A 25,178-nucleotide genomic window follows, 5' to 3' on the forward strand; every position below is an offset into this window, starting at 1 on the left:
GGGCGGAGATAGTGGCGAAAGAAATTACGTTAATTAAAAAGAAAGTTGTAACAGAGGAAGAACAGAAACAGCAATTAGCAGATGAACTTCTACATGAGCTATCTAATAATCGTGAAGCAGTAGAAGAAACGATGCAGCTTTTAGCACAGTTGCAGAAGGCTGGGATATTAGATGCAGCGATTAGTTTACTTGCTGCGAAGGAAGATGTTTCAAAAATCGCTGTGGAGCAATTAAATCGTGAACCCGTTAAAAATGCACTCAACAATATGATGGGAGCGGGGGAAGCGCTATCTGCAGTTGACCCAGAAGTAACGAAGCAAATCACATCAAGTTTAGTTACTGGATTGCAATTTGCAACAGATGAATTAAATAGTGGTAAAAAAACAAAAGTGATGGATTTCTTTAAAGTATTAAAAGATCCAGATATCAATAGAGCCATTACATTTGGTTTTAGCTTCTTGAAAGCATTTGGGCAAGGGTTAGAGAAAAAATAGGGTAAATGAAAAAGTGATGGGACGTAGCCATCACTTTTTTCATTGTATGTATAAGAGTGTTCATGTTAAGCGGAATATATTATTATTAAAAAGATGGATTGGAAATGGAAGTATGGAATCCATCTCAAATATCGTTTTAGAATGTGGAGGAATATATGCAACACCGTAAAAGACTATCTATACCAGGGGTAATGGGACATTCCTTTCAAACAGTTAGATTTGCTTTTTGGAATGTATTAACCTTTCAACTTGCTTATAAATTATTAGCAGCGATTGTATTTGTCCCGCTATTTGGGATTATTTTTAATAAGTTATTGTATTTTGGTGGTTATGCAAATGCGACGAATGATGAATTATTAACGTTTTTAAAGACACCATACGGCATTTTGGCAATCGTAATTTTATCATTGTTAGCACTGTTTCTTATCTTTACGGAATTTGCGGTACTTATTATTATTTCGTACTTCGCTCATAAAAGACAAAAGGTGAAATTACGTCCGATTTTATATAAAACTGTAACGTATTTACCTACTCTGTTCACATATTGCTTACCAGGATTTATTTTATATGCTGTCGTATTGTTACCTCTTTTAAATATTGGATATGAAACGGCATTAATTCCGCAAATTCAAATTCCTAACTTTATTACAGGGGAACTATTTAAGACAACGATGGGACAAGTTGGCTATTACACATTTTTTGCTGTAGTTGCGTATTTGAACCTTCGCTGGATTTTTGTTCTACCTATTGTTGTTTTAGAGCAAAAGCCGTTTCGCACAGCAGCACGTAAAAGTGCAACGTTAGTAAAAGAAAGTTTTTTAAAAGTACTATTCTTTTTAGTAGGATTTTTTATTTCAATAGGGATTGTGTACGGTGTATTTTTTGGAATATATTTATTGTGTCTATGGGGCATGTACGAATTTACAAATCCACAGGGAACATTTGCATTGTTAGCGGAATCAACAATGTCTGTATTTTTAACGAGTACATTGTATTTATTTAGTTTTATCGTGACGCCATTTTATATTATGGCAATAACAAGATTATATTTACAAAAGGTTCCGGTTGAAGATGTTTTATTAGAAGAAGGATTAGATTATTCAAAGACGAAAGCAGATAAATGTTTCTTCCAAAAACATCGTTGGAAATTTATTGGCGTATATATTGTAGGAATTATTACTGCGGGAATGGTTGTTGCCTTCATTGTGACCTTTATTACAAACACATATAAAGAACCGATTATTATGGCTCATCGCGGTTATATTTCAAAAGGTGTAGAGAATACGAAAGAAGCTGTGCAGGGAGCTATTGATGCGAAAGCAGACTACGCTGAAATTGATGTACTACAAACGAAAGACGGTGAACTAGCAGTTATACATGATTTGAAGTTGAAACGTCTTGCCAATGCTAATGTTCATGTTTCGGATTTAACGATGGACGAGTTAAGACAGCTTACTCTTAGTCAAGATGGGTTTTCAGGACAAATAAGTACACTTGATGAGATTATTAAGCTGTCAAAGGACAAAATCAAACTTAATATTGAAGTGAAGCTTCATGGTGGCGAAAAAGATTTCGTAAACAAAGTATTAAAAGTGATTAAAGATAATGAATTTGAGAAGCAATGTGTCATTCAAACGTTACACTATCCGCTTATTAAAGAGTTTAAACGTGCAAATCCAAATATAAAAGTAGGATATATACTGTATGCAAGTAGAGCTAACTTAAAGAATGTGAAGGCTGATTTTTATGTAGCAGAAGAATACATGTTAAATAAGAAATTAGTAAAAGAAGCAAGAAAGTTAAACAAGCCGATTTACGTATGGACGGTAAATGATATGGAAAGTTTAAAGGGATATTATAAATTAAACGTAGATGGTATCATTACCGATTATCCTGAAGATGCACGTGAAACAATTAAGATGTTAAAAGAGCAAGAAGCGGAAGAAAGTGATCTGTTTGATAAAATTAGTGAAACAACAGATGATTTATTTTCCAAGTTATTTATAAGTTACCCAGCTGCTGGCTAAATGCCTGCAGCTGTTTTTTTAGGAAAAGAATATATCTCTAAAGTATTGTGTACAGTAATAAGTGTATATGTATACGTCGATACTTAGGTTTCTTACATTGTTACATTATTGTCGAATAATAAGTGAATACTGCTTATTTTTAGGGAGTATAATAAAAATAGAGTGATAGATAATGAAATGGAGCGAAGATGCTAATAGAATCAATGTTTCTTATATTTACACTATTCTAAATATATAAACTTTTAAAAAATGATATGTTAGCGTTTTCATAACTTTTAAGTTATGCTAGAATAAGGACATAAGTTATTAATTATTACAAAAAGAAAAAAGACTTTCTTTTTTCTGTTAATTATAAGGGGGCATTTCATTATGCGTATTGGGGTACCAGCAGAAATTAAAAACAACGAAAACCGTGTGGCAATGACACCAGCAGGTGTTGTACATTTAATTCGTAACAATCACGAAGTATTCATTCAAAAGGGTGCAGGTCTAGGATCTGGTTTCACAGATGCTCAGTATGTTGAAGCGGGAGCAAAAATTGTTGATACGGCTGAAGAAGCATGGAACATGGAAATGGTTATGAAAGTTAAGGAACCAGTTGAAAGCGAATACAAACACTTCAGCGAAGGTTTAATCTTATTCACATACTTACACTTAGCTCCAGAACCAGAATTAACAAAAGCATTAATCGAAAAGAAAGTTGTTTCTATTGCATATGAAACAGTACAATTAGAAAACCGTTCTCTACCATTACTTGCACCTATGAGTGAAGTAGCTGGTCGTATGGCTGCACAAATTGGTGCACAATTCCTTGAGAAAAACAAAGGCGGTAAAGGTATCTTACTTGCAGGTGTTCCAGGGGTTAAACGTGGTAAAGTAACAATCATCGGTGGTGGACAAGCTGGTACAAATGCTGCTAAAATTGCAGTTGGACTAGGTGCGGATGTAACAATCATCGACTTAAGTGCAGAACGTCTTCGTCAATTAGATGACATTTTCGGAAACCAAGTAAAAACTTTAATGTCTAATCCTTACAATATTGCAGAAGCTGTAAAAGAGTCTGATCTTGTAATCGGTGCAGTATTAATCCCAGGTGCAAAAGCGCCAAAACTTGTAACAGAAGAAATGATTAAATCAATGGAACCAGGTTCTGTTGTTGTAGATATCGCGATTGACCAAGGTGGTATTTTCGAAACAACTGACCGTATTACAACTCATGATAACCCAACTTACGAAAAACACGGCGTTGTTCATTATGCAGTTGCAAACATGCCAGGTGCGGTTCCACGTACATCAACTCTTGCATTAACAAACGTAACAGTACCATATGCAGTACAAATTGCTAACAAAGGCTACAAAGAAGCTTGCCTAGGGAACGCTGCATTACTAAAAGGTATTAACACATTAGACGGCTATGTAACATTCGAAGCAGTTGCAGAAGCTCACGGTGTAGAGTACAAAGGTGCTAAAGAATTATTAGAAGCAGAAACAGTATCTTGCTAATAGCAGCATTATACAAAACAAAATCGAACAATATATAAAACAACATGAGAAGAGCTAAGAGTGATGATCTCTTAGCTCTTCTTGGCAAAAGGGGGCATACATCGTGGCCAACCTATTTAAAAAGAAATCCGTTACGCAATTGTTAGGGGAAAGTAAAAGTAAAACTTTAACGAAAACGCTAGGGGCATTCGACCTAACAATGCTAGGGATTGGTGCGATAATCGGTACAGGAGTTCTAGTATTAACAGGATTAGTAGCAGCAAGAGATGCTGGTCCAGCAGTTATTTTTTCATTCATGATAGCAGCAATTGTTTGTGGATTTGCAGCATTATGTTATGCAGAAGTTGCATCTACACTTCCTGTTTCAGGTAGTGTGTACACATATTCATATGCAACAATTGGTGAGTTTGTTGCCCATTTAATGGGATGGACATTGTTATCCGTATATGTCGTAACAACTGCCGCAGTAGCTGGCGGATGGACGGGTTATTTCAATAACTTAGTTAGTGGATTAGGACTTGAAATCCCTAAAGCCTTGTTAACGATTCCATCGCAAGGTGGTATGGTGAACTTACCCGCAATTATCGTTACGTTAGTGATAACTTGGTTATTATCACGAGGTACGAAAGAAAGTAAGCGTGTGAATAACATAATGGTATTAATTAAAATTGGTATTGTTGTTTTATTCATTGCAGTTGGTGTATTCTACGTGAAACCAGAAAACTGGATACCATTTGCACCGTACGGCATAAGTGGAGTTTTCGCCGGAGGAGCAGCAGTATTCTTTGCTTTCTTAGGATTTGATGCATTAGCAACTTCTGCTGAAGAAGTGAAAAATCCGCAACGTGATCTACCGATTGGTATTATTGCTTCGTTAGTTATTTGTACAATCATTTATGTTGTAGTTTGTCTCGTTATGACAGGTATGGTTTCTTATAAGGAATTAGATGTACCTGAAGCTATGGCATATGTGTTAGAAGTTGTAGGACAAGATAAAGTGGCTGGTGTAATTGCTATTGGAGCTGTAATCGGAATTATGGCTGTAATTTTCGCTTACATTTATGCAACAACTCGTGTATTCTTCGCAATGAGCCGTGACGGTTTATTGCCAAAATCTTTTGCGAAAATTAACAAGAAGACTGAAGCTCCAACATTTTCAGTTTGGTTAACAGGAATTGGTAGTGCTTTAATTGCTGGATTTATCGATTTAAAAGAATTGTCGAATTTAGCGAATATTGGAGCGTTATTAACATTCGCCATGGTTGGTGTAACTGTTATCATTCTTCGTAAAACGCATCCGAAATTACAACGTGGATTTATGGTACCACTTGTACCGATCTTACCGATTATTTCAGTTGCATGTTGTCTATTCTTAATGGTAAATTTACCATTAAAAACATGGATATACTTCGGTGTTTGGTTAGCAATCGGAGTAGTTGTATACTTTGTTTATTCGAAAAAACATAGTCATTTAAAAGACGATGGAAGTTCGCAGGATAATTTAGAACAAGCTAATTAAAAGGGATATAAGTATAGTAAGCCTTGTGCGTCTAGGGAGCGCGCAAGGCTTTTTTCTTTTGTGCAAAATGTACATCCTTTTTTGTATGAGAATGTAATGGATGTGGAAAATATGTGTAAGCCTTATTAAAATATGAACAAAATGTTCGGAAAAATATATGAGATTTCATTGACACATATGAATGGACGCTCATATAATAAGAGTATAAGATATATGAATGATTGTTCATATGTTCAAATGAAGAGGTGAGCTATAATGGCTGGAAATAAAGTAGAAACACCACAAGAGACATGTTCTCAAACGATAATTCATGAAGAAGTTGTTGATCAAGTAAAACAAACAATTCCAACTGACGAAAGTTTAAGTAAAGTAGCAGAACTATTTAAAGTATTAGGTGATCGTACACGTACGAGAATATTACATGCGTTATTTGAAGCAGAAATGTGTGTGTGTGATTTAGCGTATTTATTAGGAATGACACAATCATCTATTTCACATCAGCTTCGTGTGTTAAAGCAAGCGAAACTTGTAAAGAATCGTAAAGAAGGAAAGGTCGTTTATTATTCGTTAGCTGACCAGCACGTAATTCATATCTTCGAGCAAGCGTTTGAACACGTAAACGAGGAAGAGTAAAAAGAACGCGAGGAGGGAGAACGATGGCTGAAGCATTAGTGAAAAAGAAACTGGTGTTAGAAGGTTTAGATTGTGCGAACTGTGCAATGAAAATTGAAAAAGGCGTTGGGAATATAGAAGGAGTAAATTCTTGCTCTGTAAATTTCGCGACAAAAACAATGGTTTTAGAAACAGCACAAAATAAAGAAAGCGAAGTTGTTACAGAAGCAAAACAACTCGTTACAAAATTAGAACCGCACATTAAAGTACAAGAAGAAAACAACACAAAAGTAGCGAAAGAAGTATTTATATTAGAAGGTTTAGATTGCGCAAACTGTGCGATGAAGATTGAAAACAAAGTGAAAGAAATGCCCACTGTTTCAGCAGCAACTGTTGATTTCGTATCAAAGAAATTAAGAGTTGAAGTAGCGAATAAAAGAGAATTAGAAGCGACTATAGCAAATATAACAAATGTCGTTCAAAAGTTAGAACCAGATGTAAAAGTTGTTCGTGAAGAAAAAGGTGGTCATGACCATGGACATAGTCACGACCATGGTGAAGCAAATGTGAAAAAGATGGTAGGACGATTAGTGGTCGGCGGAATTTTGACAGCAATTGCTGCATTAGCTGGCTTACCACAAATGATAACAATTCCGTTATTCGTCCTTGCGTATTTATTAATAGGCGGAGATATCGTTTGGAGAGCGGTAAGAAACATAACTCGCGGCCAAGTGTTCGATGAGAACTTCTTAATGGCAATTGCAACACTAGGAGCTTTTGCGATTCAACAATATTCAGAAGCTGTTGCGGTAATGCTATTCTATCAAGTAGGGGAACTATTCCAAAGTATTGCGGTCAATCGCTCCCGAAAGTCAATTACTTCATTAATGGATATCCGTCCTGATTATGCGAATGTGAAGGTTGGAAATGAAACGAAACAAGTATCACCAGAAGATGTACAAATCGGCGATTATATTATCATGAAGCCTGGTGAGAAAGTACCATTAGACGGAAAAGTAGTTGAAGGAACATCAATGGTAGATACTTCAGCATTGACTGGTGAATCTGTACCACGTGAAGTCGAAGTTGGAAATGATGTATTAAGTGGTTTTGTGAACCAAAATGGTGTATTAACAATTGAAGTGACAAAAGAATTTGGTGAATCAACTGTATCAAAAATTTTAGATTTAGTTCAAAATGCAAGCAGTAAAAAAGCGCCAACAGAAAACTTTATTACGAAGTTCGCGCGTTACTACACTCCAGTTGTAGTTATTACAGCAGCGATCATGGCGTTTATTCCACCACTTATTTTAGAAGGAGCTACATTCTCAGAATGGATTTATAGAGCTTTAGTGTTCTTAGTAATCTCTTGTCCATGTGCGTTAGTTGTATCTATTCCTCTTGGATTCTTTGGAGGAATTGGTGGTGCATCTAAAAGTGGTGTGTTAATAAAAGGAAGTAACTATTTAGAAGCTTTAAATGATGTGAAATATATTGTTTTTGATAAAACAGGAACATTAACAAAAGGTGTCTTCAAAGTTACAAAAATGGAACCAAGCGAAGGTATTACAAATGAAGAATTATTAGAGTATGCAACATTTGCTGAAGTGTATTCTAATCATCCAATTGCACAATCTATTCGAAAGGCATACGGAAAATCAATTGATGAAAAAATAATCGATGAGTATAGCGAAATTTCTGGTCACGGTACAGTCGTAAAAGTACAAGGAAAAGAAATTTTTGCAGGTAATGCTAAATTAATGAAAAAAGAAAACATTACATTTAAGCAACCAGAAACGGTAGGTACATTAGTTCACGTTGCTGTAGATGGGGAATATGCAGGTTATATCGTTATCTCTGATGAGGTAAAAGAAGATTCAAAACAAGCAATTCAAAAATTAAAAGAACTAGGTATTAAGAAGACAGTCATGTTAACGGGTGATGCAAAATCCGTTGGTGAAGCTGTTGGTAAAGAATTAGGTTTAGATGAAGTTCACGCAGAACTATTACCGCAACAAAAAGTCGAAGAGATTGAAAAAATTGATGCGGCGAAGAACGGAAAAGAAAAAGTTGCTTTCGTTGGTGATGGTATTAATGACACACCGGTATTAGCAAGAGCAGATGTTGGTATTGCGATGGGTGGTTTAGGATCAGATGCAGCGATTGAGGCGGCAGACATTGTTATTATGACTGATGAGCCTTCAAAAATTGCAACAGCCTTAAATATTGCAAAACGCACACGACGCATTGTATGGCAGAATATCATCTTTGCATTAGGGGTAAAAGGATTAGTTTTATTACTTGGTGCTTTTGGTATTGCAACAATGTGGGAAGCTGTCTTCTCAGATGTTGGTGTGACACTACTTGCAGTGTTAAATGCAATGCGTGTACTACGAGTGAAAGATTTATAAAAAAGAGGACGCAACCTGCGTCCTCTTTTTTAGGTTATTTTGTTGAAATTGACTCAATAAAATAATAACAAATATTATTTTGTAAATAAATAACGTAATATTAAAATTTACAAATAAAAAATATTTGTCGTATTATTTTAATATATTTTCCACAAAGATACATATCGTATTGAAAAAACAGAGAAGGAAAAGCTTCTCTGTTTTATTTTTGTATATTTTTTTCAACTTGTTCTCGAACAGTTTGAATGTAATTCATTTTATGATCCCAACATTCTTGACTTAAATCGACAGGGTACTCTTCGGGATTTAAAGTTCGCATATATTCTTCCCAAAATAGTGCGAGACTCTGTTCATTATATTTTTGAATATCTAATATACCTGGTAGTTCATATGTTCTTTCGCCGTTAATGAAAATGTCTTTATGCAGTTCGCGTGCTTCAAAGTTTGTTACAAATTTACTTATATACGTGTGTACAGGATGAAACATTTTTAAACGTTCTTCTTTTCCTGGCTCTTCAGAATCTAATGCAATATAATCGCCTTCTGCATGATCGTTAACTCGATTGATAATGCGATAAATTCGTTTCAGTCCTGGAGTGGTAATTTTTTCAGGGTTAGATGAAATTTTAATTGTATCATTTAACTTTCCATCAGTATCTTCAATCGCAACTAGTTTATAGACAGCCCCTAACGCTGGTTGCTCAAAGGACGTAATTAATTTTGTTCCAACGCCCCATACATCAATTTTTGCGCCTTGAGATTTCAAATGCATAATTGTGTATTCATCTAAATCGCTAGAAGCAATAATTTTTGTATTTGTAAACCCAGCTTCATCTAGTAGTTTTCTTGCCTTTTTAGATAAATAAGCCATATCACCACTATCAAGGCGAATGCCGTAAAAATCGATACGATCTCCAAACTCCTTCGCAACGCGAATTGCATTTGGAACACCTGATTTTAAAGTGTCGTATGTATCAACGAGAAAGACACATTTTTTATGAGTTTCAGCGTATTTCTTAAACGCGACATATTCATCGCGATACGCTTGAACGAAAGAGTGAGCGTGTGTGCCTGCTACAGGTATTCCGAAGCGTTTCCCAGCTCGTACGTTACTCGTAGATGAGAAACCACCAATAAAGGCAGCGCGTGTGCCCCAAAGAGCTGCATCAAACTCGTGGGCACGTCTTGTACCAAATTCTAAAAGTTCATCATTATTTGCAGCGTGCTTCATACGAGCAGCTTTTGTTGCAATTAATGTTTGGTAATTCACAATGTTTAACAGGGCAGTTTCAATAATTTGTGCTTCACCGAGCGGTGCATCAACACGTAATAAAGGCTCGTTATTAAATACAACTTCACCTTCTTGCATACTTCGAACGGTCCCAGTGAATTTCATATTTTGTAAATAATGAAGGAATTCTTCTTCAAATTGTAATTCTGCTAAATAAGCGATATCGCTTTCGGTAAAGCTGAAGTTTTCTATGTACTCTACAATCTTTTCAAGGCCAGCAAAAACAGCATAGCCGTTCTCGAATGGAAGCTTTCGAAAGTATAAATCAAACACCGAGCGGCGATTATGAATACCATCTTTCCAATATGTATAAGCCATATTAATTTGATATAAATCTGTATGTAAGGCATAGCTATCGTCTTTATAATAAGTCATCGCGAAAACACCTCCATAATTTGGTTATAGTATACCAATTTTTCACCGCTCGTAGCAAAGAATGGATATGAAAGTATAGTCAAGAGGGAAAAAAATGAAATAATGCATATTTTTTAGAAAATTAACATTTATCAATTTATATTTCTCAAGATTTTATGTATTATTAGAGTAATGGGGGTAATGAGAATGGAGGAGGACAATGCAACAAACATTAGAAAAAATAGGCAAACAAGTCTTTTATAAACGGCTACAGCAAAAAATGACACAAGAAGAATTATGTCAGGGCATTTGTTCTGTCTCATACTTAAGTAAAATCGAAAATGGAAAGATCGAAGCATCAGAAGAAATTCTACAATTGCTCTGCACAAGGTTAGAAATTGCCGTGACGGATTTGAGAGATGTAGAAGAAGATGTGAAGGGGAAGCTAGATGAATGGTTGAATGCACTAGTTCATTTGGACAAGCCACAAGTAGAACGCATATATGAAGAGTTGCAAGGTGAAATGAAGCATGTTTTGGATTTTGAAATTATAAATTATTATAAACTGCTGTATACGCGTTATTTAATTATGAAACGAGATTTTCTGGCTGTTGAAGAAGAATTAGAGAGATTAAAAAAGATGTACAAAAAGTATTCGCCATTTCAGAAATTATTATATACGTATAGTAAAGGTCTATATTATTTTTTACAGCATAAATATAAAACGGCCTTAGATTATTTAGTTCAAACTGAAGTGATGGCGAAAGAACAAGGCTATTATGAAACTGGAATCTATTATAATTTAGCTCTTGTTTATAATGAATTAGAAATAGAACATATGGCTTTACATTTTGCTCATTTAGCTATGGAAGGCTTTAAGAATGAATATAAATTTCGTCATGTGATTAATTGCCAGTTATTGATAGGGTTAAGTTATATACAGAAAAAACAATATAACGAAGCTTTAGGGATTTATAGAAATATTTTAAGAGAGGCTAATTCTTTTGCGGATAAAGATAACATAACAGCGATTGCTCTAAATAACATGGGGTATTTACATTACCATTTAAAGGATTATGCAAAAGCGAAAGAGTATTATTTACAATGTTTACAATACAAGAAGGAAGAAGATTTAGATTACATTGATGCTGTATATGAGATTGCATTGCAATGTATTGAATTGAAGGAATTTGAAGAAGTAAAAGAGTGGATTAATAAAGGGATAGAAGTTGCGAAAAGAGATGAGAAGTATAAAAGTATGTTATATACACTTTTAATACTTCAATATAAATATTTTGAAGAAAAGGGGGTGTATAAAAAGTTTTTAGAAACAGAAGCTTTAACATTTTTTAGGCAAGAGGAAAATAAAAAAGATTTAAAAAAGGTATATTTAGAATTAGCAAAATATCATGAAGAAGTATTAGAATTCCAAGAAAGTAATCGGTATTATAGACTAACTATTAATTTATTAGAAGAAAAGGGAGGAAGATGAATATGAAGAAAATGATTTTTGGTGCACTAGCATTAGTGGCTATATTAGTAGTGTTAGAACCTCAATATGCTTGGACTGGAGATATGTATGGTCAAGCTAAAGAAGTAATAGAAGTAATAAATTCTTAATAAAAACCCCTTTCCAATCGGAAAGGGGTTTTTCAATATTTGTTCCTCAAAATTCTACAAAACTTGAGAAAAAAATTATTTGAATTTTTAGTATATTAATAGTGGAAACATAGTGCTACGATAAAGCTACTCTTTTTCAAAAAAATTTTTTATTAGGGGGAAGGTTCATGAAAAAGAAAAGTTTAGCATTAGTGTTAGCGACAGGAATGGCAGTTACAACGTTTGGAGGGACAGGCTCTGCATTTGCGGATTCTAAAAATGTGCTCTCTACGAAGAAGTACAATGAGACGGTGCAGTCACCGGAGTTTATTTCTGGTGATTTAACTGGAGCAACTGGCAAGAAAGCAGAATCTGTTGTGTTTGATTACTTAAACGCAGCAAAAGGTGATTATAAGTTAGGGGAAAAGAGTGCGCAAGATTCTTTCAAAGTAAAACAAGTGAAAAAAGATGCTGTAACTGATTCAACAGTAGTACGTATGCAACAAGTATACGAAGGAGTACCTGTATGGGGTTCTACTCAAGTAGCTCATGTAAGTAAAGATGGTTCTTTAAAAGTATTGTCTGGAACAGTTGCACCTGATTTAGACAAAAAAGAAAAGTTGAAGAATAAAAATAAGATCGAGGGCGCAAAAGCAATTGAAATTGCGCAAAAAGATTTAGGTGTTACACCTAAGTATGAGGTAGAACCAAAAGCGGACTTATATGTATATCAAAATGGTGAAGAAACAACATATGCATACGTTGTAAATCTAAACTTCTTAGATCCAAGCCCAGGAAACTACTACTATTTCATTGAAGCAGAAAGCGGTAAAGTATTAAATAAGTTTAATACAATCGATCATGTGACGAATGATGATAAGTCACCAGTTAAACAAGAGGCTCCTAAGCAAGATGCAAAAGCAGTTGTAAAGCCTGTAACAGGAACAAATAAAGTAGGTACTGGTAAAGGGGTATTAGGAGATACGAAGTCGCTTAATACAACGTTATCTGGATCATCTTACTACTTACAAGATAATACACGTGGGGCAACGATTTTCACATATGATGCGAAAAATCGTTCAACATTACCAGGAACATTATGGGCAGATGCAGATAATGTTTTCAATGCAGCGTATGATGCAGCAGCGGTAGATGCTCATTACTATGCAGGTAAAACATATGATTACTATAAAGCTACATTTAATAGAAATTCTATTAATGATGCAGGAGCGCCGTTAAAATCAACAGTTCATTACGGAAGCAATTATAATAATGCATTCTGGAACGGATCACAAATGGTATACGGAGACGGTGATGGTGTAACGTTTACTTCATTATCTGGTGGAATTGATGTAATTGGTCATGAATTAACGCATGCGGTTACGGAAAATAGCTCGAATTTAATTTATCAAAATGAATCAGGAGCATTAAATGAAGCAATTTCTGATATCTTTGGTACATTAGTAGAGTTCTATGATAACCGTAATCCAGATTGGGAGATTGGTGAAGATATTTACACGCCTGGTAAAGCAGGAGACGCACTTCGCTCTATGAGTGATCCAACGAAATATGGTGATCCAGATCATTATTCTAAGCGTTACACTGGTTCAAGTGATAACGGTGGAGTTCATACGAACAGTGGTATCATTAACAAACAAGCTTATTTATTAGCAAATGGTGGTACACATTCTGGTGTAACTGTAACTGGTATTGGTAAAGATAAGTTAGGTGCAATTTATTACCGTGCAAATACACAATATTTCACGCAATCTACTACATTTAGCCAAGCTCGTGCTGGTGCAGTACAAGCTGCAGCTGATTTATATGGTGCGACTTCTGCGGAAGTAGCAGCAGTTAAGCAATCATTTAGTGCTGTTGGTGTAAACTAAGGGTTTAAGAGAGTATTATTAATAAAATACTTCAAAAATAAAGAAGGAGCATAGGCTCCTTCTTTATTTTTTTCTCCATTTTTTCCACAAATAAAACAATCCAACACAACCCGCTATTGTTACAATCCACTTCGCTTCATTCGTTCCATTCATGACATGATAGGCAGAATATACTTCGATTAACAAAGCCGGTATTTTACCTATTGTGCTGGCAATACTGAAAGAGAGTAATGACATTTTGCCTAGAGCGGCAAATAAAGTAACGATACTTGATGGGATGAAAGGTATGAATCGAAACGATAGAACGAGTAGAAAGGCCTCTCTACCTTCTACATAAAGTAGGCGTTCTACCTTTGGATACTTATTTACTTTGTTGTGAGTGAATTTCTGAAGGCCTATACGATAAATATAAAACGAGATAATAGCCCCTAATGCCTCACCTGCGATCGAAATAATGGTTCCGTTTGTTACACCAAAGAGCTGTATGTTAATAGCGGTTAAAAAAATACTAGGGATAAAACCTAAAAGACTGATGATGACGTTAATTAAGATACTAAGTGGAATTGCGATTGAATAATAGTCTGTTAAGAAGTTTTGAATTGTTTCAGCCATTGTTTAAAATCCTTTATCTTTTTTTGCATTACACCATATTTCTATTGTGTAGGCAAGTACAAATTTACATAATGTAGAAAACGTTGATAAAACACCATCAATATACCTTATATAGGTATTGGGTATATTGAATTGGGGGTATATTTTATTTTTAGAAAATCACCAAAAAACTCTGTTTTTAAAGGGAATATTTAGCTTTTTTAGGGGTGATTTAATCTGGGAAATAATTATAAAAACATAGGGGTATATTTCAGAGGGGGGTCCAAAATAGTAGTTTGATGAAATTAGGGTGGTAATATGGCAAAATTGATGATGAATTTTAAAAATGTATATGTTTTTTCGTTGTGAAATTGACTTTTAGTGAAGTTACGATAATAATCATGGAAGAGGTGATATGATGAAACGAATAAGTAGTCTTTTCTTGAGTAGTTTATTGGCATTAATGCTGATCTTAAGTGGATGTGCAGGAAAAGAACAAAAAACAGAGAAACAAACAGGGAATCAATCGACATCAGTAGAAAAAATTAGTGATAATATTTTAGATGAAATGGAAGGGCCACCTAAAAATGGTCATACGATTGAAAGACATGTAGGAAAATCAGAAGAGGATTTGAAGAATCGCTTGAAGACAGATAAAGTATCAGCGGCAAGTACATACTATGATAAGGAAACAGCGACGAAAGCTGTAAAAGATAGTTTGAAGCAGCATGATAAGGAAATTCAAGATTGGTTAAAAAATTCTAAAGAGGCTCGTCTCGTATTAAATACAACTCATTCATTCCCGGTTGGAAAAACGGTAATAAAGAAAAATATGAATGTAAAAGACAAGCTAGTAAAAACTGTTACTGTTTTGGCGAGAGATAAGTCAGGAGATTTAGGATATAAGATCATTACTTCTTATCCATCTGACAAATAAGAAGGGGGAGTACATATGTATACGACATTACAATACTTTCTTAAATCGTACTGTACGTTAAGTGTTCATGAAGGTGAAATAGTAGGCGTGATGGAAGAGTTTATAGAGCAAGAAGATGAAGAAATTGTTTTGAAATTACGCGATGAATTATTATATATGAAGAAAAAGGATACTTGGGAAGAGGCGTGCGTATTAGCTGCGAAGCAAGGAAATCGCATGTGGTCTTTAGAGGAAACGAAAGACCATCTTGAAGCTTTTTTACTATTATTGCAAAAGAAAAAGGCGTGAATAGATCACGCCTTTTTTGTTTGCCAATTTGATGGTGTCTCATTGTGTTGGGGCACTTTTATATACGCTTTTGGAAATTTGTCCATTTGATACTACTTCACCGTTTTGTGTTACTTTTTTATACGTAACCGCTGTTATTTTATCACCAGTTCTACTAACTACTTGAGAAGAAACTTCAACATTTTTACCAGTATTTGTACCAAAAATGCGAGTAGTAATACTACCGCCGTTTGAAAATGCTTGAATATAAATATGATTGCCTGTATTGTTTTTAAATTTTAAATCCGGACCATAATCTGCCACTGCTGCATCTTGCCCAAGTGGTAAATAATTTACGGGCATAGAATGATTACTTCGAGAAACAATTCCTAAATCTGCTCTTAAAGCTGCGCTATATAAAGTACTACTAACTTGGCAAACGCCTCCGCCTGCACTTTGTATAACTTTACCTTCTGAAAATACTGCTGCGGATTTATAACCATGTGCAGCATCCGTTACGCCAACGCGGCCATTAAAACTAAACGTTTCATCAGGTGCGACAATAACTCCACTTAAAGTATTAGCTGACTTATTTACGTTATAGGATTGGTTTCCATTACGACCAGCCATTGGAGTTGAATATTCAGCAATTACTTCTTTAATCCCCATTTTTTGTATATCTTCTGTAGAACGCTCAGGTTTTAAGAGTGTAACTGGTAACGTAACGTCTGATGTGCCAGAAGTAATGGCCTGTTTCGTTAAATCAGTTAACTTTCCTTTATCAATTTTTTCTCCATTTTGACTTTGGCTAATATTTACTGTAGAGCCTTCAACACTTAATTCTGCATTAACAGGATTTTTTAATGTGTCATTATATTTATCCTTCATAAAGCTTTCATAGGCAGTTGTATTTAATTGAGCTGTTAATTTATAATCACGTTTTAATTCACCGTTTTCAGCCTGCTTCCGCATTTTGTAACGATTCATTGCATTTCCTTCTTGTTCTGTAAAGATTTTGTCGATAATATCTTTTTCCTTATAATTTACCCCTAAATCTTTCCATGTGTACGTTTGTTTATCATTTTGGAATATGTACGTAAGAGATTTTTGATCTAATTCAGTTACCTTTTGATTAATAATTGCTTGAATATCTTTTTTGTTTTTTCCATCGAGAGAAATACCTTCAAATGTAGTATTCGGTAATGCAGTAGTATTTAATTGATTATTTAGTTTGGATACATATTGATATCCACCCACACCGCCTACACAAAGTAATATGCCCCCAGTAATTGCAGAACCGATTAGTATTTTACTTAGCTTCATTTATTTCCCCCCAGAAATTTTTGTATAAATATATGTATTACATTTTTTGTATAAAAATGATGAAAATAACATTATGTACGTACTAGTATACTATTATTTTCACTATGCGTGTAATGTTTTTATAAAAAATGTTACACTGGTGTAATAATTGTCTCTTTTTGTCACAATATGTACGAGAAATATGTTGGAAATTATAATAAAAAGGCTGTCTAGAAAGATCTAGCAGCCTTTTTATTATAATTTTTTATGTTCATTTTTATTCGTAACACCGAGATGTTCTTGTAGTTTTGTCGAAATGTTATTGACGCTTTTTTCGTTTGGAACGTAATAATAAATACCACCAATATATTTATCTGTACCTTCTACTTGCATTTTGTCCATTTTCAAATTGGAATCCATTGAATTTTTTGCAATTGTCATCATATCATCAAAAGTTAAATTTGTTTTTAAGTCTTTATCAACAGCGTCTAATAGACCACCAATCTTATTAATGGAATTAAGTGATAGTGCTTTTTGAGCAATAGCTTCTAAAACAAGCTGTTGTCGTTGACCGCGCATATAATCACTATCGATATGACGAGTTCTAGCTAGTGCTAATGCCTCTTCTCCATTTAAATGTTGACGTCCTTTTTTCAAATGAATTGCATCTGGTTCGTCTTTACTATTTTGTTCTGTGAATTCAACAGGAACATCGACAGTAATACCACCAAGGGAGTCGACAATTTTAATAAATGATTTAAAGTTGAATTTTACATAGTAATCAACTGGAACATCTAAAAAGTTCTCTACGGTATCAATCGTGCTGTCTACACCACCGAATACGTGCGCGTGTGTAATTTTATCGTATTTATCACGTGATTTAATGAAGACACGTGAGTCACGTGGAATACTGACAAGTTTAACAGATTTGTCGTTTTTATTAATTGTTGCAAGTAATAGCGCATCCGTACGAGTTGCTTTTCCATAACTCTTATCCCTAATATCACTTTCATCAACACCCATAATAAGTACGGAAATGTTGTCAGTCATAGGTTTCACGGCTTTTTCACGTTTGCTGGATTTGTCCCCGCGGCCCAGTTCAGAATAAGCATTATTTAATACAGACTTTGCTTTACTGTATATATGGAAGGAATAGCCTCCTGCTCCAAGTGCTATAATCAGTAATGGAATAAGAAGGAACCAAAGGAGGCGTTTTTTCTTTGAGCGTCCTTTTTTGGCTCGAGTATCTTTGTTCATATCGGATTTCATCATTTTTTCTCCTTTAAAGCTATCAAAGTGTATACATCTAGAAGCGCATTCAAACACATAAAAAATATTGTACGCTAAATAAAAGCGATTGTACATGTATAAAAAATAGATGTCTTGATTATTTATAAAGACATCTATTCGTTATTGTATACAAAAGATAGGGATAAGAAAATGATAAAATTTTACCTGATTACAACATAATGCTTACGATAATTGCAGATAAAATGCTAACGAGAGTAGCTCCATATAGTAATTTAAGGCCAAATCTGGCAACGACGTTTCCTTGTTCTTCGTTTAACCCTTTTACTGCACCTGAAATAATGCCGATAGAAGAAAAATTGGCAAAAGAAACGAGAAAAACAGAAATAATCCCCACTGTACGGGGAGAAAGGCTATTAGAAATTTTACTAAGGTTCATCATTGCTACAAATTCATTCGTTACAAGCTTCGTTGCCATAATGCTACCAGCTGTGACAATTTCAGAACTTGGTACACCGATAAGGAATGCAACAGGCGCAAATACGTAGCCGATTAATTGCTGGAAAGTAATGCCGAATATAATGAGGAATAGGTCATTAATGCAGCTCATTAATGCGACGAATCCGATGAGCATAGCGCCGACAACGATGGCTACGCGAAAGCCATCTAGAATATATTCTCCAAGCATTTCAAAAAAGCTTTGCTTTTCGCCTTTAATTTCTAAAATATCTTCGTCATCTTTAACGTCGTAAGGATTGATGATGAGTACGATAATAAAACCACTAAATAAATTGAGAACGAGTGCGGTTACTACATATTTAGGCTCGATCATTGTCATGTAGGCACCTACGATAGACATAGATACGGTTGACATGGCAGAAGCACAAAGTGTATAAAGACGGTGTTTTGGAATTTGAGCTAATTGCTTTTTAACTGTAATAAAAACTTCTGATTGGCCGACAATGGCAGAGGCGATAGCGTTGTAAGATTCTAATTTCCCAAGACCATTTATTTTGCTAAGGAAGTAACCGATCCAATGAATAAAAAATGGTAGTATTTTGAAATGTTGTAGTATACCAATTAAGACGGAAATGAAGACAATTGGTAATAATACAGTAAGGAAAAATGACATTTCACCTTTATTGGCAAGACCGCCAAATACAAAGTTTATACCATCAGCAGCATACTCGAGCAGCTTTGTAAACAGACTGGAAATGACCCGAATAAGTATGAGGCCGATTTCTGTATTTAATAATAAATAGGTTAAAATCAACTGTATAATAAGCATGATGAAAATTGGTTTAAATTTAATATGTTTCTTATTGTTGCTAGCAATATAAGCAAGGAAGAAAACAACGATAAGTCCCACGAAAAAAGTAATAAATTTCATAGTAAGCCCCCTAAAAGAGATATTCTGCTATATATGTTTTTCATTTCAAGGGAGAATATACATCTTTGGTAAAGAAAGGAATAGAGAGAGCATGAATATATGTAAAGTGCACCACGTTGCAATTATTTGTTCGAATTATGAACTGTCAAAGGATTTTTATACTCGGATATTAGGTTTAAAAGTGATAAATGAAGTATATAGAAAAGAACGAGATTCTTATAAGTTAGATTTATGTGTAGGGGAAGAGTATCAAATTGAATTATTTTCATTTCCTAGTCCACCTGAGCGCCCCAGTTTTCCAGAAGCAGCTGGACTTAGACATTTAGCATTTGCTGTTACAAATATAGAAGAAGCTGTAAACCATTTAAAACAATGCGGTGTGGAGACTGAAGCGATACGTATGGATGAAATTACGGATAAAAAATTTGTCTTTTTCCAAGATCCTGATGGCTTGCCTTTAGAATTGTATGAGGCTTGAAATTGGTGAATTTTATACAGGGTTGCTTTCAAATAAATGAAGAAACTAAAGTGAAACTTCTTTTTTAAAGGAGGTGTAACTTTAGCTAAGAAAGCTAAAGGACATATGTGGATATTTTAAAATTATTGATGGTAGTTATCCTTATTGCGTTAACAGCATTTTTTGTAGCTGTTGAGTTTGCAATTATTAAGGTACGTAGCAGTCGTATTGATCAACTCGTTAGTGAGAAACGACGAGGAGCATTGGCAGCTAAAAAAGTAACGTCGAATTTAGATGAGTATTTATCAGCATGTCAGTTAGGTATTACAATTACTGCTTTAGGGCTTGGGTGGTTAGGAGAGCCCACTATAAAACATATACTCGAGCCGTTGTTTTTAAAACTACACCTATCTCCTGCAATTGCAAGTACAGTTTCATTTATTATTGCCTTTGCAGTGATTACATTTTTACATGTTGTCATTGGTGAACTTGCTCCGAAGACGCTCGCTATACAAAGAGCAGAGCAAGTTAGCTTATTATTATCGAAGCCAATTATTTATTTTTACCGAGTAATGTATCCGTTTATTTGGGCTTTAAATGGCTCAGCAAGGCTTGTAACAGGGCTATTCGGATTACATCCAGCCTCTGAACATGAAGTAGCTCATTCGGAGGAAGAATTGCGATTAATCTTATCCGAGAGTTATGAGAGCGGAGAGATTAATCAAAGGGAATTTAAATATGTAAATAATATTTTTGAATTTGATAATAGAGTCGCAAAGGAAATTATGGTACCTCGTACGGAAGTTGTAGGTTTATATGAGGACGAACCATTTGAAACACATATTAAAATAATCGCACAAGAAAAATATACGAGGTATCCCGTATTTGGTGAAGATAAAGATGAAATTATTGGGATGGTTAATGTAAAGGATTTATTTATTCGTTATATGGATGGTAACCGAGATGAGGAGTGCTCGATTACACCGTATACAAGGCCAGTTATTGAAGTACTAGAAAATATTCCTATACATGATTTGCTATTACAAATGCAAAGAAAACGAATCCCATTAGCTGTACTATATGATGAATATGGTGGTACAGCGGGGATTGTTACATTAGAAGATATTTTAGAAGAAATTGTTGGAGAAATCCGAGATGAATACGATGAAGACGAGCACCCGCCTATAGAGCATATAAGTGAAGGGTGTAAAATCGTAGAGGGAAAAGTGCTTATTAGTGAAGTAAATGATTTATTTGGCATACACTTAATCGCTGATGATGTAGATACAATTGGTGGCTGGATTATGGTACAAAAGCAAATCGTTGCTGAAGGAGATGTTATTGAAAAACACGGCTTTTCTTTTAAAGTTCTCGAAAAGGATATGCATCAAATTAAACGAGTGGAAATAAAGAAGGTAGAAGAATGATTTTCTATAAATTGTTATCCCGCTATTTGTGGGCAGTAAGACCCCTACTTCAAAATTCAGCGAAAGCGAAGAAGTTAGGTGGGGGATCAACAAAACCCTCACTGATTAAAGTTTCACTTTATAAAAGGTATATATAGAAAAATAAATGTTTGCGCTTTCAAAAAAGGTGCTATATAGTGAAGGTGGATACTGAAAAATTCTTCTGAATGATACTCGTTTTTTTAGAGGCGAATTTTTTAGATAAGGATTTAGAATGAAAAGTATAGGTGATGAAAATGATAGCAACGAAGGATATACGTATAGAGAAAGATTTTTTAGGTGAAAAGGAAGTACCGAGTGTAGCTTATTATGGGGTACAAACATTACGTGCTGTAGAAAACTTCCCGATTACAGGATATCGCATTCATCCGTCACTCATTACGGCAATGGCAATTGTGAAAAAAGCGGCGGCACTTGCAAATATGGATACTGGTTACTTAGCTAAAGACATTGGATATGAAATTGCAGAGGCAGCGCAAGAAATTGTTGATGGGAAATTCCATGATCAATTTATCGTGGATCCAATCCAAGGCGGTGCTGGAACTTCTATTAATATGAATACAAATGAAGTAATTGCTAATCGAGCTTTAGAACGTATGGGATGTGAAAAAGGCGAGTATGTGAAAATTAGCCCAAACACGCATGTGAACATGGCTCAATCAACAAATGATGCGTTTCCAACGGGAATTCATATTGCAACTCTTATGATGTTAGAAGAACTTCTTATTACAATGGAAGAACTTCATGCTGCTTTCCGTGCAAAAGCAAAAGAGTTCGACCACGTCATTAAAATGGGACGTACACATTTACAAGATGCTGTTCCGATTCGTCTTGGACAAGAATTTGAAGCGTATAGCCGAGTGCTTGAACGTGATATAAAAAGAATTAAACAGTCTCGCCAACATTTATATGAAGTGAACATGGGGGCGACAGCTGTTGGTACGGGATTAAATGCAAACCCTACGTACATTGAACAAGTGGTTAAACACTTGCGAACATTTAGCGGATTCCCACTTGTTGGTGCAGAGCATTTAGTTGATGCAACGCAAAACACAGATGCATACACAGAAGTATCTGCGGCATTAAAAGTATGTATGATGAATATGTCTAAAATTGCAAATGATCTTCGTATTATGGCATCTGGTCCACGTGTTGGATTGGCGGAAATTCAATTACCAGCTCGCCAACCAGGTTCATCTATTATGCCAGGTAAAGTAAATCCTGTTATGGCAGAAGTAATTAATCAAGTTGCTTTCCAAGTAATTGGTAATGATCATACAATTTGCTTAGCATCAGAAGCAGGACAATTAGAGTTAAACGTAATGGAGCCTGTACTCGTATTTAATTTAATTCAATCTATTAGTATTATGAATAACGGATTCCGTGTATTCCGTGAATATTGTATTAAAGGAATTACAGCAAATGAAGAATTGCTGAAGCAATATGTAGAGAAAAGTGTTGGAATTATTACAGCAGTTAACCCTCATATTGGTTATGAAGCAGCATCTCGTATTGCACGTGAAGCAATTGAAACAGGAAAATCTGTTAGGGAGCTATGTTTAGAACATGGTGTACTGACAGAAGAAGAATTGGATATTATTTTAGATCCGTTCGAAATGACGCATCCTGAAATTGCTGGTGCTTCTTTATTAAAGAATAAGAAGATGTAATATGAATAAAACACCGATCCATTTGGATCGGTGTTTTATTTTTAAAAGATATTAAATACAGCGTTTAATTGAAGTAAGCTAATGATAGCTAAGAAGATTAAACTGTATTTCATCGCTGTTTTAAATAGGGCAGATTCTTTACCAACTAGTCCAACTGCTGCACAAGCAACGGCTACAGATTGTGGTGAAACCATTTTTGCCATTGTACCACCTACTACGTTTAATGCAACAAGAGTAGAAGGAACGATATTTAATTGATCTGCAGTTACTGCTTGAAGCGGTGCGAATAATGAACCACTTGATACTACTGAACCTGTAATGAATACGCCAATCCATCCTAAGATTGGAGAAAGAACTGGGAATGCATTACCAGTAGAAGAGAATGCCAGTCCAAGTGTAGATGACATACCAGAGTAGTTCTCTACGTAAGCTAAAGCGATAACGCTACAGATTGTATATACTGGAGCTTTTAGTTCTTTCATTGTTTCTACTATTAATTCTTTAACCATTTTACCTTTTACGCGGTAAACGATAAGTGAAACAATAATTGCTAATACGATTGCAGTAGTTGTAGAAGAGAATACATCAAACTTGAAAACAGCCGCGAAAGGTGTATCAGCTTTTGTAATTGGTGTAGTTTTCATAACAGCATTATGAAGACCAGGGAACTGAATGTTAAATACTAAGTTTGCTAGTGCGCCATCCGGAGCAAATAAAGCTTTAATTGGTTTTAAATTAAAGATTGTTACGAATGCAGTTAAGAATACGAATGGAGACCAAGCATATAAAATTTGATTGAATGTATGAGGTTCTTGTTTTTCTTGTTTTTCTTCTGTAGAAGAAGATTTTGGTTGCCAAACACGTAAGAATAATGCTAGAGAAACCATACTTACAACGGCTGCGAAAATATTAGTAAGTTCTGCACCTAAGAAGTAAGTCACAAGGAACTGAGTTATAGCGAAAGAAAAACCACTTACAAGAATACCTTGCCAAGTTTCTTTAATACCTTTAATTCCATCAACCATTGAAACAAGTAAGAAAGGTAAAACAATACTAATGAATGGTAAAATAAGAACAGTTTGACGACCGATAGTTAATGCGTCTAGCTCAGTTAATTGTGCTGGTACTGTAACTGGGATACCCATAGCACCCATAGCACCACCAGCGATGTTAGCTACTAAACAAATACCTGCTGCTTTTAATGGATTAAAGCCCATACCCACAAGTAATGCAGCTGTAATAGCAACTGGAACCCCTAAACCAGCTGCGCCTTCTAAGAAAGCACCGAAAGAATAAGCGATTAATAATACTTGTAAACGTTGATCATTTGTAATGCTTGAAATACTATCACGAATGATGTTGAATTGCTCTGTTTTAACAGTTAATTTGTAAAGGAAAATTGCTGCGATAACGATAGTACAAATTGGATAAAATCCAGATAAAACACCGAATCCGGCAGATGCTACAGCTACGGTTGCTGGCATTTTATAAACGAATATAGCAAGAATAATAGCGACAATCACACTGTAAAGACCAGCCATGTAACTTTTCATTTTCAGTCCCATTAAACAAATGATGAAGCAGAAAATTGGAAGTGCTGCGATTAGTGCAGATAACCAAATATTGTTTAATGGGTCATAAATTTGTGTCCAAGTACTCATAATAATGACAACTCCTATCTATTTTATGTGAAGAAATTCACATTATTTGTGAAACAATTCACAATCAACTTACATGCTTAGTATATTCTCCTTCAACACTATTGTCAACGTAAAAAAGTATAATTATTCCATAATAGTATTAAAAGAAATGCTTTGTTCATAAAGTAGACAAAAAGCAAACTCAAATAGATTTGAGTTTGCTTTTTGAAGTTATTTCTATATTGTTTTGTTTGTTCGTATATCATTAATCTTATATGTTAGATGACGTCTTTGCATTAAGTATATAGGATGTTGAAATTTGATAGGTGTCACATGCTGGTCTGAGTTGATCTAGTAAGAAAGAGAAACCAAATGCATTTAATAGGAAGTTTTGAATAACAGTCTGAGCAAGTACAATACGAATTAAAACAACAATAAGTCAATTTTTAATATTACATTATCTTTTTTTACTGAAAATTCCTTTTAGCATAACAAAGAGGTTAAATATAAC

General features: G+C 34.8%; 20 protein-coding genes. 14 read left to right on the forward strand and 6 right to left on the reverse strand.

The genetic code is table 11. The annotated features are described in order from the left end of the window. Positions 1–11: 11 nt before the first annotated feature. From ACLBWW_RS24010 to ACLBWW_RS24035, 6 genes are all read left to right on the forward strand, one after another. A complete protein-coding gene (locus ACLBWW_RS24010) occupies positions 12–494 on the forward strand; it encodes a DUF1641 domain-containing protein (protein WP_048541641.1) in 483 nt (160 codons plus the stop codon). Between the two features lie 155 nt (positions 495–649). Then, the gene (locus tag ACLBWW_RS24015) at positions 650–2,521 is read left to right on the forward strand and encodes a glycerophosphoryl diester phosphodiesterase membrane domain-containing protein (protein WP_048541643.1); all 1,872 of its coding nucleotides are present in this window, start codon (positions 650–652) and stop codon (positions 2,519–2,521) included. Positions 2,522–2,890: 369 nt separating this feature from the next. Further along, positions 2,891–4,024 (forward strand): alanine dehydrogenase, encoded by a 1,134-nt coding sequence (gene ald / locus ACLBWW_RS24020; protein WP_048541645.1) that lies wholly within the window; start codon positions 2,891–2,893, stop codon positions 4,022–4,024. A 103-nt stretch (positions 4,025–4,127) separates the two neighbouring features. Then, positions 4,128–5,543, forward strand: a complete 1,416-nt coding sequence (locus ACLBWW_RS24025; protein WP_048541647.1) for an amino acid permease — start codon at positions 4,128–4,130, stop codon at positions 5,541–5,543. A gap of 255 nt (positions 5,544–5,798) precedes the next feature. Continuing rightward, entirely contained in the window at positions 5,799–6,176 is a 378-nt protein-coding gene (locus tag ACLBWW_RS24030; RefSeq protein WP_000918377.1) for an ArsR/SmtB family transcription factor, read from the forward strand. A gap of 23 nt (positions 6,177–6,199) precedes the next feature. Then, the gene (locus ACLBWW_RS24035; RefSeq protein ID WP_447614280.1) at positions 6,200–8,566 is read left to right on the forward strand and encodes a heavy metal translocating P-type ATPase; all 2,367 of its coding nucleotides are present in this window, start codon (positions 6,200–6,202) and stop codon (positions 8,564–8,566) included. A 202-nt stretch (positions 8,567–8,768) separates the two neighbouring features. On the opposite strand, the gene ACLBWW_RS24040 is transcribed toward ACLBWW_RS24035, so the two are convergent. Then, complete coding sequence (locus ACLBWW_RS24040) at positions 8,769–10,232, reverse strand: nicotinate phosphoribosyltransferase (protein ID WP_048541651.1); 1,464 nt, start codon at positions 10,230–10,232, stop codon at positions 8,769–8,771. Between the two features lie 199 nt (positions 10,233–10,431). Here ACLBWW_RS24040 and ACLBWW_RS24045 point away from each other — a divergent pair, with 199 nt between their 5' ends. From ACLBWW_RS24045 to ACLBWW_RS24055, 3 genes are all read left to right on the forward strand, one after another. Beyond that, positions 10,432–11,703: a helix-turn-helix domain-containing protein gene (locus ACLBWW_RS24045; protein ID WP_048541653.1), complete on the forward strand. Its 1,272-nt coding sequence runs from the start codon at positions 10,432–10,434 to the stop codon at positions 11,701–11,703. 2 nt (positions 11,704–11,705) lie between these two features. Beyond that, positions 11,706–11,831, forward strand: a complete 126-nt coding sequence (locus tag ACLBWW_RS24050) for an NprX family peptide pheromone (protein ID WP_000738188.1) — start codon at positions 11,706–11,708, stop codon at positions 11,829–11,831. 167 nt (positions 11,832–11,998) lie between these two features. After that, a complete protein-coding gene (locus ACLBWW_RS24055; protein ID WP_048541655.1) occupies positions 11,999–13,699 on the forward strand; it encodes a M4 family metallopeptidase in 1,701 nt (566 codons plus the stop codon). 63 nt (positions 13,700–13,762) lie between these two features. On the opposite strand, the gene ACLBWW_RS24060 is transcribed toward ACLBWW_RS24055, so the two are convergent. Then, positions 13,763–14,311 (reverse strand): TVP38/TMEM64 family protein, encoded by a 549-nt coding sequence (locus ACLBWW_RS24060; protein WP_046953834.1) that lies wholly within the window; start codon positions 14,309–14,311, stop codon positions 13,763–13,765. A gap of 397 nt (positions 14,312–14,708) precedes the next feature. Between ACLBWW_RS24060 and ACLBWW_RS24065 the strand changes: the two genes are divergently transcribed. Together ACLBWW_RS24065 and ACLBWW_RS24070 are read left to right on the forward strand one after the other, a co-directional pair. Beyond that, entirely contained in the window at positions 14,709–15,227 is a 519-nt protein-coding gene (locus ACLBWW_RS24065) for an RNase A-like domain-containing lipoprotein (RefSeq protein WP_000822712.1), read from the forward strand. 15 nt (positions 15,228–15,242) lie between these two features. Next, positions 15,243–15,515, forward strand: coding sequence for a hypothetical protein (locus ACLBWW_RS24070; RefSeq protein ID WP_447614281.1), 273 nt, complete (start codon positions 15,243–15,245; stop codon positions 15,513–15,515). 39 nt (positions 15,516–15,554) lie between these two features. Here ACLBWW_RS24070 and ACLBWW_RS24075 read toward each other — a convergent pair whose 3' ends face one another. From ACLBWW_RS24075 to ACLBWW_RS24085, 3 genes are all read right to left on the reverse strand, one after another. After that, complete coding sequence (locus ACLBWW_RS24075) at positions 15,555–16,817, reverse strand: VanW family protein (RefSeq protein WP_048541660.1); 1,263 nt, start codon at positions 16,815–16,817, stop codon at positions 15,555–15,557. 234 nt (positions 16,818–17,051) lie between these two features. After that, a complete protein-coding gene (locus ACLBWW_RS24080) occupies positions 17,052–18,068 on the reverse strand; it encodes an LCP family protein (protein WP_048541662.1) in 1,017 nt (338 codons plus the stop codon). Between the two features lie 187 nt (positions 18,069–18,255). Then, positions 18,256–19,434, reverse strand: coding sequence for a NupC/NupG family nucleoside CNT transporter (locus tag ACLBWW_RS24085; RefSeq protein WP_048541664.1), 1,179 nt, complete (start codon positions 19,432–19,434; stop codon positions 18,256–18,258). 91 nt (positions 19,435–19,525) lie between these two features. On the opposite strand from ACLBWW_RS24085, the gene gloA2 reads away from it, so the two are divergent. From gloA2 to aspA, 3 genes are all read left to right on the forward strand, one after another. Then, the gene (gene gloA2 / locus ACLBWW_RS24090; RefSeq protein WP_048541666.1) at positions 19,526–19,912 is read left to right on the forward strand and encodes an SMU1112c/YaeR family gloxylase I-like metalloprotein; all 387 of its coding nucleotides are present in this window, start codon (positions 19,526–19,528) and stop codon (positions 19,910–19,912) included. A 107-nt stretch (positions 19,913–20,019) separates the two neighbouring features. Beyond that, positions 20,020–21,318, forward strand: coding sequence for a hemolysin family protein (locus tag ACLBWW_RS24095; protein ID WP_098076903.1), 1,299 nt, complete (start codon positions 20,020–20,022; stop codon positions 21,316–21,318). 275 nt (positions 21,319–21,593) lie between these two features. Then, positions 21,594–23,027, forward strand: coding sequence for an aspartate ammonia-lyase (aspA, locus tag ACLBWW_RS24100; RefSeq protein ID WP_048541670.1), 1,434 nt, complete (start codon positions 21,594–21,596; stop codon positions 23,025–23,027). Positions 23,028–23,068: 41 nt separating this feature from the next. Here aspA and ACLBWW_RS24105 read toward each other — a convergent pair whose 3' ends face one another. Continuing rightward, positions 23,069–24,688 (reverse strand): L-lactate permease, encoded by a 1,620-nt coding sequence (locus ACLBWW_RS24105; RefSeq protein WP_098221274.1) that lies wholly within the window; start codon positions 24,686–24,688, stop codon positions 23,069–23,071. Between the last annotated feature and the right edge of the window lie 490 nt (positions 24,689–25,178).

This window comes from Bacillus sp. M5A3_1b (assembly GCF_053345335.1).